The following is a 14,865-nucleotide window of genomic DNA, read 5'->3' as shown; positions in this document are numbered from 1 at the left end:
TCCGTCGATGTCCGAACCCGACTTCGAACCCCGCCATCTCGACACCGCCAAGCCGAGCTCGGCGCGCATCTACCTGCACATGATCACCGGCGAGGTCATCTACGAAGCCGACCTGCCCTTCATCGAACAGCTCTACACCGCGATCCCCTTCTACCCGAAATGGGCCCGGCACAACCGCGCCTTCCTCGGCCGCGCCGTGCGGCACATGGCCGACCACGGCATCCGGCAATTCCTCGACATCGGATCGGGACTGCCCGCCGGGGGCAACACCCACCAAGTCGCCCGCGAACTCATCACCGACCCCCACGTCGTCTACGTCGACAACGACGAAGAAGCCATCAACCGCGCCCGCGACCTGCTCACCGAACACCAGCTCCTCGACACGACCGCCATGATCGACGCCGACCTGCGCCAACCCCCGCGCATCCTCGAACACCCCGACACGCGCAGACTGCTCGACTTCACCCAGCCGATCGGACTGCTGCTGATATCGGTGCTGCCCTGGATCACCGACGAAGACGACCCCGCCGCACTCCTGGTCCAACTCCGCCACGCGATGCCGCCCGGCAGCCAGATCGCGATGACCCACGTCTCTCTCGAAGACGCAGGACCCCAGATCAGGACCCAGGTCGCCGCCGGTGCCTCGGTGTTCGCCGACGCGAGTACCCCCGTCACCCTGCGAACCCGCCAACAATTCGCCAGCTTCTTCGACGGATGGACACTGACCGAACCCGGCATCACCTACGCCACCGACTGGCACCCCGACACCGATATCGACAGCGACGATGACGCACGCCGCTGCAACTTCGCCGCTATCGGCACTCTCTCGTAACGTGGACTGGTGCGAGAACCGGACAACCCGACGGTTCCGCGCGCTCGAAAGGAAACACCCCGTGCTGCCGACACCGACCGTGAGTCAATTCCGCAAGGCCGCCGCCAGCTCACCCCAACAGGCATGCGTCATGATCTACCGCGACACCACCCGCACCATCATGTGGGACGACAAACTCGCCGACACCGGTGACCACGAAGTCCCTCTCGATGAGTGCTTGAGCTTCGACCACGACCAATTCGAGGCGATCCAACACGCGATCCGTACCGGCGATCCGGTCCGGATCCCGCTTACGATCACCCGCACCAGCGGCGACGGCTACCTGTTCACCGCCGCCGACGGGTACGCGAGCAGCGCCGGAACGGCAACGTTGTTCTTCGACGCCGCCGAATACCTCGCCTTCGCCACCGCAGTGCGCAACCGCGAGTTCGACCGAGGGGCTACCACGCAACAGCGGCTGTAGGCCCTACCGGCCGCGCGGCGCGTCACCGTCGACGAAGGACCACACTGTCACCGACCCGCACGAGACGGCGGGCCGAAACGACGACGAGGCAGGACCACCCGTCCGGAAGCCGAGCTCACAATCCGAGGTCGGGCTCTGGCGAATCGCTGGGATCGGGCTGGTTCAATCCCGTGGGGTCGAGTGTGGTGTGAGGATCGTCGGTGAGGCGCAGTGCCTGTTCATGACGCGTCTGCGCCGGGCTGAGTTCGGCTCGGCGTTGTCGCTCGGCGTAGACGCGGTCGATTTCACTGCGGGTCTCGGCGGCGAACCTCTCAGCGGTCGCGTCCGGCGTGGCGTCGCGGGGATGAGCGCGGCTGTCCCGGGCGCGGATGTCCTCGGCGCTGGTGTTCAGGACCTCGTCCCATTTGTCGGGTGTTCCGGCGTGGTTGACCGCGTCGCGGTGGGCTTCTCGCGCGTCACCGCGGGCGCGGGTGCGGGCGCGTTCGTGTGCGGCTTGCTGCCGCACGAGTTCATCGATCCGGGTACGCAGGACATGGCGCACGTGGCGTTTGTAGGTGGGTGTGGTGTCGAGCCCTTCGCGGTGGGTCGCGAGTTCGGATCGGGTGGCGTGCAGCGCGCGGGTCGCTTCGTGGAGATGTTGCTCGGCGTCGAGTGCGGCGTGGATGGCGGTTTGCGCGTCGCGGTGGCGCCGGAGCAGTTCGGCGATATCGACGGTGTCGGATTGCTCGGGCGGCGCCGGAGCAAACGCGACGGCGTAGGTGTCGGTGAGCGCGAGTTGCTGATGCAACTCGTCCAGCCGGACGCCGAGTTCGGTGTCGCTGAGCGCGAACAGGGGATCGGTGACGGGCGGTTGATGATCGATGTCGCCGTTCGGTGCGGGGTGGGCGCGGATCCAGGCTTCGATCTGGGCGCGGCGTTCGGGATCGGTGACGGCTTTCCAGTCCCGGCGCAGGATGGCGTGCACGGCAGGAAGCGGTTTGCCGGCCGCGAGGTGGTCGGCGCGCGCGGTCATGTGCCGACTCGGGTCGTGGTCGGGGATACCGGCTTCGCCGTTGTCGCGGCATTCCCCGCAGAGCCCGTCGTCGGCGCGGCGCGGGGGGATCGGTGTCGCGTCTTGGGGACGGCGTTCGATGCTGCACGCGACGCATTCCAGCCCACGCGTGCGGTGGGTGGCGGCTTTGTCGTAGTCGAGTGAATACGCGGCCGGTGTCGGGTCTTTGGCTTCGTCGCGGCGGTAGCTGCGGTCGGCGAGGTCGGCCTCGCGCGGCGTCGGTGCCGCATGCTTCGGGAGGGGAGGCAGCTGTGAGTCGGGGAGTGCGGGGTCGTCGGTGAGGCCGCGGACCTCGTGCGCGTCCGGGCGCGCCCAGGGCTGGTCATCGGTTCCGGCGCGGGTGTCGTGGTAGTCCTGTTCGTGGCGGCGAGCCCGGACCTGCGGATCGGGCAGCGGATCGCGGACCAGGTCGCGGTCGACGCGGGTGTCGTGATCACGGGCTGCTCGGTGACGGCGCGCGCGCTCGAACCCCGGTGGAGGCGGTGTGCGATCGGGTCGGTCGTCGTGGACACCGGGGTCGGTGGCCGGGGTGCAGGCGTCGATGAGCGCCCGATGTTGAGGAAAGCGTTGTCCGGCGTCGCGGAGGCGGGCGGTGGCGACGGGGTAGGCGTAGCGGTAGAGGGTGTCGGTGACCGCGCCGAGAACCCAGCGTTGTTCGTCGGTGAGCTGGTGCTCGAACTGCCGGAATCGGTAGACGGCCGCGCGGACTCGGCCGTCGCGATACAGCTGCGCGATGGCCGCGAGCTCGGGATCGAAGCCGGAGGCATTGATGTCGACCGGAGTAGACGCCACCAGTGCGGGCTGCGGGCTGCGGGGCGGTTCGGGGTCGGGTGGATGCTCGCGGGCCGGCGCTGCGGAGTTCGCTGGGCGGGTGGTGTTCTCGCTCATGGGTGCTCCGTTTACCGTGGGTGGGGTGGAGGGGGTGTGGTGCAGGAGCGCATCGATGCGCCAGGCTAAGGCGGCGGCGATCTGGTCGGGGCGCAGGCCGCCGCCGTCGTCGGGGGTGGCGGCGAGCAGCAGTTCGTACGCGGTAGCCAGGAGCTGGCGCGGCGCCCATTGGGTGCTGGTGGCGCGCTCGAGGACGGCCACGACCCGTGGCCAGGCCGGGTCGTCGACGACCCGCTCGGCGGTGTCGGGGCCGAGGATGTCGGTCAGGTCGGTGATCCAGTCCGGGCGCAGGTTGTGGTCGCGGGCGTCGAGGGCGGAAGCGTCGAGTTCCAAACGGGCCCACAGGGCGGCGGCGGGCATCTCATCCGGTAGTGGCCGAATCGCGGCGGCGGTGTGGAGTCGCGCGGTGATGTCGATGCCCGCGCGGGCGGCGAGGTCGACACGTTCGGCGATCGCGGGCCAGTACGGGTCGACAAGGATGCGGGGTTCGATTCCGGACACGGTCTCGGCCCACCGGTTGACCGGACGCCTCGGGTCACCGAGCGCGGCGGTGACGCGGTCGTCGAGGAGGTCTTGGTGGTCGCGTTCCCGGACGGGGTAGCGGCGTGGCCCGGTCGGGCGGATGTCGATGTCGGCGACATGCAGACTGGCCCGCCATACCGCGAGATCGGCCAACAGGACAGGGGTGGCGCCGAGCAGGGGCCGCGCCCAGACCGGCGCGCTCAGCGGCGTCCATTCCTCGGTCGCGACCCGGATCTGTGCGGCGAGGTCGCCCAGAATGCGCGCGCGGGCGTCGACCTGGGTGGTGCTGGTGTCGACCCCCGCCGGTATGGCCGGTGTCCAGGGCAGTGGCCCGGTACCGGTCGAATGCGCGCCGGAAGGATCCAAACGCCAGTCCAAGACCGCGGCGGGGTCGGCGGCGGTGTCGAGTTCGCGCTCGGCGATCGCCGCCCGCAACGCGTGCACCGGATCGATGCCGCTGACGGCGAGGGTGGCCAGGTGTTGACGCAGAGTGGGGTAGGCGGGGGCGTCGGGGAGCCCGGGATGCAGTCGTTCGGCGGCGGCATCGACGCGGGCGAGTGCGGGTTCGCCGAGGGTGTGTTCGGCGGCCAGCCCGAGGGCGTCGAGGTAGATATCGAGCGCGCGCCCGATGCGCCGGTGCGGATCGAGGGCATCGCGCAGCTGGGTATGTGCGGACTTCTGCGCGCCGTCACGGCCCAGAACCCGCACGAGGTTCTCCACCGCGGTCCGCGGGAACGCCGCGCTCTCGGTGAAATCCGAGCCCTCGTCCCCGCTCAACGCCGAGGGGATGTAGGCGTGGTTGGCGTGGATGCCGCGGGTCATCGCGACGTAGAGCTGCTCGCGCGATTCGCCGCCGGTGAGCGCGACATGACACGTGTCGGCGGTGATTCCCTGCGCGGAATCGATCGTCGCGGCGTACCCGAGACGCACGTTCTGTGCGACGTACTCGGCGGGTAACCGCACAGTCGCGCCGGTTTTGCTGTGGTGTCGGGCGGTGATACTGCCGTCGGAATGGACGGCGGTGACGGTCCAGACGTAGCCGTTGCGCACCCAATCGTGGGCACCGAAACGCAGTTTCTTCGCGTTCTGCCGGGTGCGGATCGTGTCACCGACCGAGGCCGCGGTGCGGTCGCCGAGCACCACTTCCGGGCCGTCGAGACCGCCTTCGCGCAGTAGTCGGTCGGCGCGGGCGCGTTCGTTGAGCGCGGTGACGGTGTCGTGGTTGGCGGCCAACATGATTGCGTCGCGCCCGGCGGCGTGGTCGGCGGCCCAGGCGGTATAGGCGTCGTCGTGGGTCGAACCGGTGTGCCCGCCGTGGATGCGGTCGTTGTCCAGGTACCAGCCCAGCGCGGCCGGGTCGCCCTCGCGCAGCATCAAACTCGCCGACGCCTCCGCGGTGGAGGCGAAGCGCACGACGTGGGTCAGGGTGAGGGTCTGCTCGGGTGCGGCGGCGGTCATGTCGGCGTCGACGCCGCCGGCCTCGATTGCGGGGAGCTGGCGGTCGTCGCCGAGGCAGCGGATCGTCGCGCCGCGATCAGCGAGGAAGCGCAAGAGGTTGAGGCGTTTGAGGGTGCCGATCTTGACGTGTTCGTCGACGATCACGAGGGTGTCGCCGGTGATGTCGAGGACCCATTGCGGCAACGGCGGCGGATGCCCGCGATCGGGTGTGGAGTTGTGTGGGTCGGGGGTGTGCAGGTCGATGACGGTGAGTAGCTGGTCGACGGTTTCGCAACGCGCGTCGATGGATTCGCCCAGCACCGCGGCGGCCTTGGCGGTGGGCGCGAGCCCGAGCACCGTGCCGCCGCTGGTGTTCCAGGCGGCGGTGAGCACCGCCATCCCGGTCGTCTTGCCGGTTCCCGCAGGGGCGTTGGCGGTGTGCACACGCATCCCGGAGCGCGCGAATCCTTCGATCACGCTGCGCTGCCCGGCATTCAACCGTTGATCCGGATGCGCGGCGTCGTAGCCACGGATCGCCGCGGCCACCACCTCGGGGGCCACGACGCGCGCGCCGGGCTGCACCGACAGCGCGATGAGGGCGTCTTCGGCGGCCAGGATGCGGGTGGAGGTGTAGATCTGGGCGCCGGCGGGGGTGTAGCTGCTGGACTGGTCGCGGCGGCGCAACGCGTCCGGGACGACGGCGAGTTCGGGCTCGGCGGTGATATCGGGGTCGCCCATCGGGATCGACCGCGCCGGGTCCAGGGCCGCCTCCAGCACGGCTTCGCTGATCTGCTGCCATTGGCTGCCGTGGATTTTGCCGCGGATCTGGCGTTCGATTTCGGCGCGGACGTTGGCCGAGCGCCAGGTGGATCGCTGCTCGGCGACGGTTTCGAGGACCCGGTCGGCGGTGCGTGTGATCCACTCCCGCGTCGCGGTGACCCGCGGTGCGCGTACCGGATTCAGCGCCACTGAGACCATTGCCGCGAGGGCTTCCCGACCACCGAGGACCGCGATGGCTTGCTCGCGCCAGGCACGCCGCTGCTCGGCGAGCGAGCGCAGGAGGTGTTTGGCGGGCCGGGTTTCCAGGGTCGCTTGCTGGGCCAGGTCGCGGATCTCGATCGGTGTCGGTTCGCGGCCGTGGGCCTGCTGGAACAGCGCTGACAGCTCACCGGTACGGGCGCGGATCGCGCTCTCGCGCCGTGACCATGCCTCGATCAACCGCAGGGGGATGCCGACGATCTCGCGGATCGGGCGCTTGCTCGGGTCGGTGCCGGCCCGTTCGGCGAATTCCACGCCGACGAGGCGTTCGCAGTGGTGTTCGAGGCGGGTGTTGTAGATCTCGCTGACGGTGACCACCACCCGGTACAGGGCGGCGCCGTCGAGGGTCCGCCAGCGACCGTCCGCAGTCCGGCATCGATTAGCGATGAGAACGTGTGTGTGCAGGTCGGGGTCACCCGAACGCGCATCCCTGTGAAAAAAGCAGGCCGCGACGATGCCCTCGACATCGACCTGGCGCACCCCGTTGCGGCCGAGCCGGGTGTAGATCCCGTGGGACTCGAGCCAACCCAACGCGTCCGCGACTGCGGCGTTGTGGGCGGCCTCGATCTTCGCCGACACCGACCGTGGCGCCACCGCCCACAACGCCGACACCGACTTCACCGGCGAGAAAGTGATATCGAAACCGGCGACCGCAGTAGTGGGTGGACGTGAGTTCTTGGCGATCCAGCCCGACAATTCCCGCGCGTTCAAGGGCGGGCGGGAGTACTCGTCGGTGAACATATCGAACGCGACATGTGTACGAATGCGGGTGCGATCCGCTTCCGAAAGGGGTGCGTCGGCGGGCCTGTCGTGCGCGATATTGTGTTCGGCATACGCCTGCCCGCACCGTTTACGGTAATCAGAATTCGGTGCGTAAACGCGAAAAGGATTACCCAAACGCGACGCTTTATCGGCCGCGTCGCTCGCCTGTTTCGGAGTCGCACCGCGCGCGGAGGCGTAGTGGAAGACGGTGTCTTCGATCTGTTCGGCGTCGGGATGTCGACCCACCCCGAACAGGGACTTCACCTGCGACTCGGTCACTTCCGCACCCACATCGATGCCGAGGGAGGCCAAACCGGAACCGCTCCACACCCCAGGAGACTCACCATGGGCCGAGTAGTAGTCGGACAGCGCGGAACGGCCGCGGGAGTCGACATCATTCGCGGCTATATTTCGCAGGTAATACTGATAGCCATTGCCTGCGACGACTTTATGAATCGTCGCGGTCATAAATCCATCGAGCACCCCGAACCGACGAAAGTCGAGGAATCCAGGGTATGCAGATTCCGGCTGTTCGCGAGAAACCCCAGGACGAGACCAGATCGTTATCTAGATCGGGTCGGGGAGGGGCCGGAATGCAAGAGGTGTGCTTAACAAAGAGGAGTGGAGAAGAGAGGAAGAGGTGGGTGCGGATGGCAGCAGTGTGGAGATGATAGTAGGAGGAGTGGGGAATGGGGCGGTGCGCGGGGTGGAGGGGGAGAGTGGTGTGGCGGGGTTGGTGTGGGAGCCGTAGGTGGTGGTCGGTGGTCGGTGTGGGTGTTCAGTGGCGTGGCCGCCACAGGTGCAGGGCGTCGAGCGGGTGCAGGTCGGGATCGAGGGTGAGGGCGGTGAGGGTGTCACCGTGGCAGTGCAGCGGCGCGCACCAACAGCCCAGCACGCGCCCGGCGAACTCGCCGCCGCGCAGGCGCGCGAGTAGGCCGACCTGTTCGGCGGTGTGGTGGGAGTGGGCGGTGAGGACGTCGTCGCGGTTGCCGTGGCGGCCGATGATGAACGGGTTGCCCCAGTCGCTGGCCCGGTCGATGCGAACGAACAGGTCGTGGCGTCGCGCCCAGTCGATCAGCGGGACGTGCCCGGCGGCGGCGCGCATCGACACCACGACCGGGGTACCGGCGGCCAGGTGCTGTTCGAGATCGGTGAGGTTCAGCTGTGCGGGATCGATGTAGTGGACCATGGTGGCCTTCCTCCGGTTCGAGTGCTCGCGACGGTGCCCGAGCCGCGCGGGCCGCGTCGGGAGATCTGCCCGACCCGCCCGCCCGGCCCGGTTCGGGTGATCGAACCGAGCTGCGCGGGGACGCCGAGGTGGGTCAGAGGGTCGGGGCGGGGACGGGTGACCATCCGGTGGACTCGCAGGCGTAGTGACGGTCGTCGAGTCCGACGAGGTCGCCGACCGACAGCGACCGCAGTCCCGTGACGCCGTGCATGCCTTTCGCGTACCAGGTGTCGGTGTGGATCTGGTCCTCGTCGTGTTCGGGGTGGTCGTTGAACGCGGCGAAGACACGTTCGAGCAGAACCTCGTCGGTGTCGGTGGCCGGGTCGGCGCGCAGCAGGTAGGTGTAGGCCAGGGTGAGGGGCGCGTCGGGCTCGTATCCGGTCAGCAGCGCGTTCCGGTCGCGGTTGAGGTAGACCCGCACCCGGACCTCCCCCGGGTGGGAATGAGGTACGGACACGGCATCGCGCAGCGCGCGCAGGACACGGCGGACTCGGTTCGGGAATCGATGCACGGGTCAGGCTCCTGCCGGATCGGGGATGGTGGACCGGCCCGCCGCAGGGGTCGACACCGCGGCGGACCGGGGAACATGGGAGGGAATCGAGCAGGGGGCGGTCAGGCCACCGCGGACGTGCGGCGGGTAGCGGTGGGTACGAGGCCGAGGTCGATGCGGCAGTCGGTGCAGTAGTTGTCGGCGTGCACGACACCGTTTCGGGCGCAGGCGTCGCAGCGTCCGATCCGCTGCCCGGCCCCGAGCGCGGACCCGCCGCGGCGCGGCCGACGCGCGGCGGCGGTGCGGGGTGCGCGTTCGGGCTGGCCGAGGTTCATGGCCATCCACCGGGTGATCAGCCGCCAGGTCGGCCCGGTGTTCGCCGCCGCCGCGCGTACCCGGTCCAGCAGCACCCGCGCCTGGGCGGGATGGGAGGTGGCGATGTGGGCGCAGCGGGATTCGACGAAGGTCCGCATCCCGAACCCGGCAGTCAGCGCGGGGATGCCGGGGTGGCCGTCGGCGCGGCACACATCGCAGAGCCCGTCGTCGCTGACCACGATCCCGTGGCGGGTGTGGAAGGGACGGCGGTCGGCGGCGGGCCGGTCGACCCAGCAGCTCACGCACGGCCACCCCAGGTACGGGGTCATCGCCGCGAGGTCGTAGTCCAGTCCCGAGCCCTGCCAGGTGGACTCCCGCACGTCGAGTTCGCTGTAGGGCAGATACTCGTCGCGGTCGCTGGGCACCGCGAGCCCGGTACGCCGGGCGGCGAAGCGGGACTGGTCGGCGGTGGTGATCCGCGGCGGGAACTGCGGCCGGGTGCGCCGCGCCCGCCCGCCGCGCCCCCGCGCGGACGGTTCGGGCTCGCTGTCGTGTCCGCGCAGGAACTCCCGTGCCGCGTCCTCGAGACCGGCGTAGCGGCGGTCGGGGGCGATGTGGCGTTCGGGGACCTCCGGGGCGAGCAGGTGCCGGTCGGCTTCGGTGTAGCACTCGGCGACGTGCAGGAAGTAGGAGCGATCCCACAACTCGGCTTGTACGTGCGCCCACACCTGCCCGGCCTTCTTCCTCGGTTCGGGCACCGGCGGGGTGCGGTCCTCGTCGACGGCGGTGTCGATGGCGTACAGCCGCCGCGCGGCATAGCTGGCGTATTCACGCTGGCGGCGTTCGGCGACCGCGAGGTCGCGGTCCCGGTGGCGCAGGCTGACGAGCCCGACGGTGGGGGCGGGGATGCGGGCGCGGCGGGCGGCGATCTTCTCGGGCTGCAAGCGGGCGGCGTCGGTGGCCGCGCTCGGGGTGGCGGTGTAGCGGTCGCGGGAGCGTCGGTCGCGAATGGAGCGACGCACCCATTCGGCCGCTTCGATCGACACCTCGGAGGGGGCGGGGAGCTCGGGCCGGGAGAGGCCGGGGTCGCCCTCGGCGGTGTGGTCGATGATCATGGCGCGCAGTTCCGGCCGGGACTTGGCCATCCAGCCGAGCTGGCGGGCCGCGGTCTTCCAAGGGGCGCGCTCCATGCGCGCCGCGGCGTGCGCGAGCAGTTCACGCTCGACCGGGGAGGCCAGGGCCAGCACGTCGGTGAAGCGTTCGCGCGCGGCGTCGGGATCGGATGCCAGGAGGTATTCGATCTCACCGAGCGCGGCGGCGAACGGGGAGACGGTGTCGGCGATTTCGGTGACGGTCTCGGTGGCAGGTTCGGTCACGGGTGCGTTCAACGTTGCGGTCATCACTGGGTCCTGTTCTGTCGTGGAAACAGCTCGGCCCCGTGCCGGACGCACACAGCACGTGTACGTGACCCCGGCACGGGGCTGGGCGGCTGGTCGTCTGACCCGCCTGAGTGCGATCGACCAGGGTGGGAGTCCGACGCGGCGGAGGGAACGCGCCGAAACGGTCGGCGCCGAATTCGCTGCGCACGACCGCACTACCGCCGGATGCGAGACATGCGGCGCGCTGGGCGAATTCGGGGACGGCCGGGCGCGGGCCCGGAGCCGTGGCGGGCTCACGCCCTGGTAGCACTCAGACAGGCGGGGCAGATGGCCAGACGGTCAGCCCTCCCCACCGCAACCCTTGATCGCTGACGCGACCGGCCCCGGGGCGCTGCCCGGCGTGACCCCTTGGGGGCCGGTTGGTCAGAACGGTGCGCTGTATGCCTCAAGGGCGCTGATCAGCGCGTGGCGGCCGGCGAGGATCAGGTCGAGGATGTGGCGCACGGTATCGGCGCGGGTGGCGTCGGGTTCGGGATGGATGAAGGTCTCGGCGACGTCCACGCTCGCGCTGGTCAGCCGCAACTGGTCATTGATCTCGACGATCAGGAGCAGGCGCGCGTCGTCGGTGCGCCACAGAATGATCTGGGCGAGGTCTTCGCGCAGCTGCCCGTCCAGGGCGTAGATCGCGGTGTGCAGGACCTCTTCGATGTCCTCGATCGTCAGGACCGAGATCGGCTCGAGGCGCAGGACACCGAGTGCGAGCAGTTTCTGGAGGTCGGCGTCGGTGAGGGTGTCGGGCACAGCGAGTTCCTCCTTGCGGGTGGCCGGTGTCAGGTGTGCGGGTCGTCGGGGCGGTCCAGGCCCATCCATGCCTGCTGCCAGGCCGCAGCGAAGCTGGTGGCTTCCTCGCCGGCGCTGATTCCTTCGTCGTGGGAGTCGGTCGCGTCGTAGATGACGACGGTCCAGCTGTCGATGTCGCCGCGGTGGGTGGCGAGTCCGGCGTCGATGCTGGTGATCAGGACGTAGAGGGTGCCGGTCGGGTCCAGGATCGGCCCGGCCTCGGCCTCGATCGCGACGAACGCGAACATCGGGTGTCCGCCGGTGTCGACGACGCGGGGATTGCCGCCGATCCCGGTCAGGAACTCGACCTCGGGAGCGTGGGCGGCCAGCAGCGGGGCCGCGATGTGCTCGGGCGCGGGAGAATTCGGGGAGTCGATGGGCATGCCGCCCTCCTTTCGGCCGGAGTGGTGTGCTCACCACGCCGGTGCCTCGGCCGGGCAGTGCGCGTGTATGCGAGCCGAGATGGATCGCTGTTTGCTCGGGCGGTGGCCTCGGGTGGTGGGGTATCGGTTGCGCAGGGCAGTGGTCAGTGCCTCGCGCCGGGTTCGAGCGGGTCCACCGATTCGATGAACCGCAGCGGCACCAGCACCGCGGCGAGCGTGTGTCCGCCGTCGGTGTGAACGAGGGTGTGGCGGCGTCCGACCGCCCGGACCCGGACACGGAGGCGGTGCCCGCCACCGGTGGTGAGCGTGGCCGGGGTCCTCGTGCGCCGTAGCCGGTGCAGCTCGACCGCGAGCAACGCGAGCCGACCGTGCCCGCCGACCGTGTCGTCGGCGTCGGCTTCGGGCGGGTCGGTGTCGGTGATCACGGCCAGGCGTGCGGCGATGACCGCGTGCAGGCGGCGGATCCCGTCCCACGGGCTGGCCTGCTCGGCGAGGGCGTCGAGGCGGTCGAGCACGTGGGTCAGGAACCGGATCTGGATCGTGGCCGTCTCCCGCGGGTCGTCGACGCTCATAGCGATCCTCTCCCGGGTCAGGCCACCAGCCGGTCGCCGGTGCCGGTCCTCCCGGCAGTGACGGCCACGACTCGGCGAGGGTGGGCCGCCCGGTGGCGGGCGCGGGCCGCGATCGCCGCATCGGTGGTGCGCGCCGCGTCGGTGGCCGGGTTCGGTTCGGCGTGCAGGCGCAGGTCGTAGCAGTCCTCGCGGACCGGGCCACGCAACAGGGCGCGGATCTCGTCCGCGACCGGGACCTCGAGCACCTCCACGCCGCCGCCTGGGCGCGGCCGGTGCTCGGGCGGGCGGGGACCGGTGGTGGCGGTGGTGGCCAGCCGGGCCGCGGCCAGGGTCAGGACCCGGGACAGGGCGGCGTCGGGTGAGTGGGCGTGGCCGCGGTGGACCAGTCCCAGCCATGCCCAGTCCGCAGGCGTCAGCTCGGCCAGCGCCACGGTTATCGCGGCGCGCGCCCGCGTGGGCGTGTGCTCGGCGAGGGCGATCAACGCCGCTGTTGCCGACGCGGTCACGGCGGGAGCTTCGGTAGGTGCTGGCTCGTTCATCGGGGGATCTCCTGGTCCTGGCGGGGGTTTCGGCGGATTCACGCGGATTCGCGCGGGATCCACCGCTGTCGGAATGAAACGGGGGTTCGATTCAGGGGTGTTCTTCGCGCATCTGCGACTCGACGCGGATCCGCTGCCAGGTACGCACGAGCCGATCACCGGGGCGCATGGCCGCGACGGCCTCGGCGCGGTCACCGGCTTCACACCACAGCTGCCAGTCGGGGCCGAGCACGCTGTACCAGCGCGGCTCCCAGTCGCCCTGCTCGCAGGTGTAGGTCGAGTTCTCGAAATCGTTCACGCGAAGACCGACCTTTCGACAGTGGAGCGGGGGTCGGTGCCCGCTGACGCGGTGCGGGTCGTGGGAGAAGGCCCGCGATTCGCGCCGCGACTACCGCGCGGCACGTAATACCGGTGGGACGGAAGGGGACCGCACCCGACCGGGGGTGTCGGGTGCGGCCACCGCTCGCGCCCCGCCTCCGACGCGCGGGGGCGCAGGCGCGGAGGGGGCCTTCTAGAACGGAGGCTCCACGCCGCCGCCGAATCCGTTGCCGAAGCCGCCGCCGAATCCGCTACCGGCGGTGGTGGCCCAGGGGTCGTCGTCACCGCTGCGGCTACCCGCGGCGGCCCCGACGAGTTCGCGGGAGCGATCACTGCTACCGTTGTTCGTGTTGGCGCGGTTGGACTTCTGCTTGTTCACCTTCGCGGTGGCGTAGCGCAGCGACGGACCGACCTCGTCGACCTCGAGTTCCACGACGGTGCGCTTCTCACCCTCGCGGGTCTGGTAGGAGCGCTGCTTCAACCGTCCACTGACGATCACGCGCGCACCCCTGGTGAGGCTCTCGGCGACGTTCTCCGCGGCCTCTCGCCAGATGTTGCACCGCAGGAACAGCGCCTCGGCGTCCTTCCACTCGTTGGTGGTGCGGTCGAAGTACCGCGGGGTGGACGCGACGGTGAAGTTCGCGACCGCGACGCCGGCGGGGGTGAACTTGAGTTCGGGGTCGGCAGTCAGATTTCCTATCACGGTGATGACGGTGTCTCCGGCCATGGCGGTTCTCCTCGAAGGTCGATGATCAACAGGGACAAACGAATTCGCGTACAGGGTCAGGCCCCACCCGCGAGCCATCGTCACCGCGCGGACGGGCGTCGGCGCGGTGGGTGGTGGCCGATGACGCTGCGTGGCTGCGTGGCTAGTCGTGGTGCGGGTGGCGGGGTTCGGGGTCGGCGGTTTCGTCGAGCGCAGCGAGTACGTCGGTGACCGAGTGCACGGCGCGCGCGTCGCCGTCGGCGATCAGTCGGTCGCAGCCCCGCGCGGCTGCGCCGGGGGCGGCGGGCACCGCCAGGACGGGCCGGTGCAACTGCCGCGCCCACCGTGCGGTCGCGAAGGTGCCCGAGCGCACACCGGCCTCGGGAATCACCACCTGCCGCGACATCGCCGCGACGAGGCGATTACGGGCGAGCAACCGCGCGGGTTCGACACCGTCGCGGGGCGGGTATTCGGACAGGATCGCGCCGGTCGCGGCGACGGCCTCGAACACCTCGGCGTGGGCGACCGGGTAGACGCGGTCGATCCCGCCTGCGGACACGAGCGTGGTCGCCACACCGCGCTCAAGGGCCGCCCGGTGCGCGCACACGTCGACGCCATAGGCGCCACCGCTGACGATGTGCACACCGCGTTCGGCGAGCGCGCCCGCGATCTCGGTGGTGATGGTGGCCCCGCGCGGGGAGACCGCCCGCGACCCGATCACAGCGACGCGGGTCAGGACCGAGACCGCCTCGACGGTGCCGCGCACCCACACCGCGATCGGTGCCTCCAGGAACCGGCTGTCGCGGGCGTCGAGGTCGTCGAAGGCGAGTCCGGTCCAGGCGGGATCGTCGGGGGTGAGCAGCCACGCCCCGGCCCGCTCGGCGCGGTCGAGATCCCGGTCGGCCAGCTCCGCCAGCGTGGCGGGTGCGCCGAGTCCGGTCGGGAGCGCGCCGATCCGGTCGGCGGCGTCCTCGATATCGGGTGCGAGCGCCCGGGTGGACACGACCACGTCCGGGTAGGTGGTCGGGGTGAGGGCGGCGCGGGCCAGGATCGCCCACGCCCGCAGCCGGGTATCGGAGACCGGGGCGATCGTGTGCATGGC

Annotated in this window: 13 protein-coding genes; 2 read left to right on the top strand and 11 right to left on the bottom strand. The window is 70.4% G+C overall.

Annotation, left to right across the window (positions count from 1 at the left end; translation table 11 throughout):
• The first annotated feature begins 7 nt into the window (after positions 1–7).
• Both ON30_RS31960 and ON30_RS31955 read left to right on the top strand, forming a co-directional pair.
• Positions 8–832, top strand: a complete 825-nt coding sequence (locus ON30_RS31960; RefSeq protein ID WP_040713660.1) for an SAM-dependent methyltransferase — start codon at positions 8–10, stop codon at positions 830–832.
• Positions 786–1,295 (top strand): hypothetical protein, encoded by a 510-nt coding sequence (locus ON30_RS31955; RefSeq protein WP_157184016.1) that lies wholly within the window; start codon positions 786–788, stop codon positions 1,293–1,295. The genes ON30_RS31960 and ON30_RS31955 overlap by 47 nt, the downstream gene beginning before the upstream one ends.
• A gap of 115 nt (positions 1,296–1,410) precedes the next feature.
• Here the strand turns inward: ON30_RS31955 and mobF are convergent, their stop codons facing one another.
• The 11 genes from mobF to ON30_RS31900 all read right to left on the bottom strand — a co-directional run bounded on the left by mobF (position 1,411) and on the right by ON30_RS31900 (position 14,862).
• Positions 1,411–7,461 (bottom strand): MobF family relaxase, encoded by a 6,051-nt coding sequence (gene mobF / locus ON30_RS31950; protein ID WP_063125126.1) that lies wholly within the window; start codon positions 7,459–7,461, stop codon positions 1,411–1,413.
• Between the two features lie 310 nt (positions 7,462–7,771).
• Positions 7,772–8,182 carry a DUF4326 domain-containing protein gene (locus tag ON30_RS36740; RefSeq protein WP_051030278.1) on the bottom strand — a complete coding sequence of 137 codons (411 nt, stop codon included), beginning with the start codon at positions 8,180–8,182 and terminating at the stop codon, positions 7,772–7,774.
• Between the two features lie 133 nt (positions 8,183–8,315).
• A complete protein-coding gene (locus ON30_RS31940) occupies positions 8,316–8,732 on the bottom strand; it encodes a hypothetical protein (protein WP_054816794.1) in 417 nt (138 codons plus the stop codon).
• A 101-nt stretch (positions 8,733–8,833) separates the two neighbouring features.
• Positions 8,834–10,426 (bottom strand): hypothetical protein, encoded by a 1,593-nt coding sequence (locus ON30_RS31935; protein WP_040713655.1) that lies wholly within the window; start codon positions 10,424–10,426, stop codon positions 8,834–8,836.
• Between the two features lie 402 nt (positions 10,427–10,828).
• Complete coding sequence (locus ON30_RS38625; protein ID WP_040713653.1) at positions 10,829–11,206, bottom strand: hypothetical protein; 378 nt, start codon at positions 11,204–11,206, stop codon at positions 10,829–10,831.
• 29 nt (positions 11,207–11,235) lie between these two features.
• Positions 11,236–11,628 (bottom strand): hypothetical protein, encoded by a 393-nt coding sequence (locus tag ON30_RS31925; protein WP_040713648.1) that lies wholly within the window; start codon positions 11,626–11,628, stop codon positions 11,236–11,238.
• Between the two features lie 143 nt (positions 11,629–11,771).
• Positions 11,772–12,200: a hypothetical protein gene (locus ON30_RS31920; RefSeq protein WP_040713646.1), complete on the bottom strand. Its 429-nt coding sequence runs from the start codon at positions 12,198–12,200 to the stop codon at positions 11,772–11,774.
• A 17-nt stretch (positions 12,201–12,217) separates the two neighbouring features.
• On the bottom strand, positions 12,218–12,739 hold the full coding sequence (locus tag ON30_RS31915) for a hypothetical protein (RefSeq protein ID WP_156371426.1): 522 nt from the start codon (positions 12,737–12,739) through the stop codon (positions 12,218–12,220).
• A gap of 91 nt (positions 12,740–12,830) precedes the next feature.
• Positions 12,831–13,037 (bottom strand): hypothetical protein, encoded by a 207-nt coding sequence (locus ON30_RS31910; RefSeq protein ID WP_040713642.1) that lies wholly within the window; start codon positions 13,035–13,037, stop codon positions 12,831–12,833.
• A gap of 213 nt (positions 13,038–13,250) precedes the next feature.
• The gene (locus tag ON30_RS31905; RefSeq protein WP_040713641.1) at positions 13,251–13,784 is read right to left on the bottom strand and encodes a single-stranded DNA-binding protein; all 534 of its coding nucleotides are present in this window, start codon (positions 13,782–13,784) and stop codon (positions 13,251–13,253) included.
• A 142-nt stretch (positions 13,785–13,926) separates the two neighbouring features.
• Complete coding sequence (locus ON30_RS31900; RefSeq protein WP_051030277.1) at positions 13,927–14,862, bottom strand: DNA processing protein DprA; 936 nt, start codon at positions 14,860–14,862, stop codon at positions 13,927–13,929.
• Between the last annotated feature and the right edge of the window lie 3 nt (positions 14,863–14,865).

The sequence above is a fragment of the Nocardia takedensis NBRC 100417 genome (genome assembly GCF_000308695.1).
In the GTDB taxonomy this organism is placed as follows: Bacteria; Actinomycetota; Actinomycetes; order Mycobacteriales; family Mycobacteriaceae; genus Nocardia; species Nocardia takedensis.
This window is presented reverse-complemented; position numbering and strand designations above follow the sequence as displayed.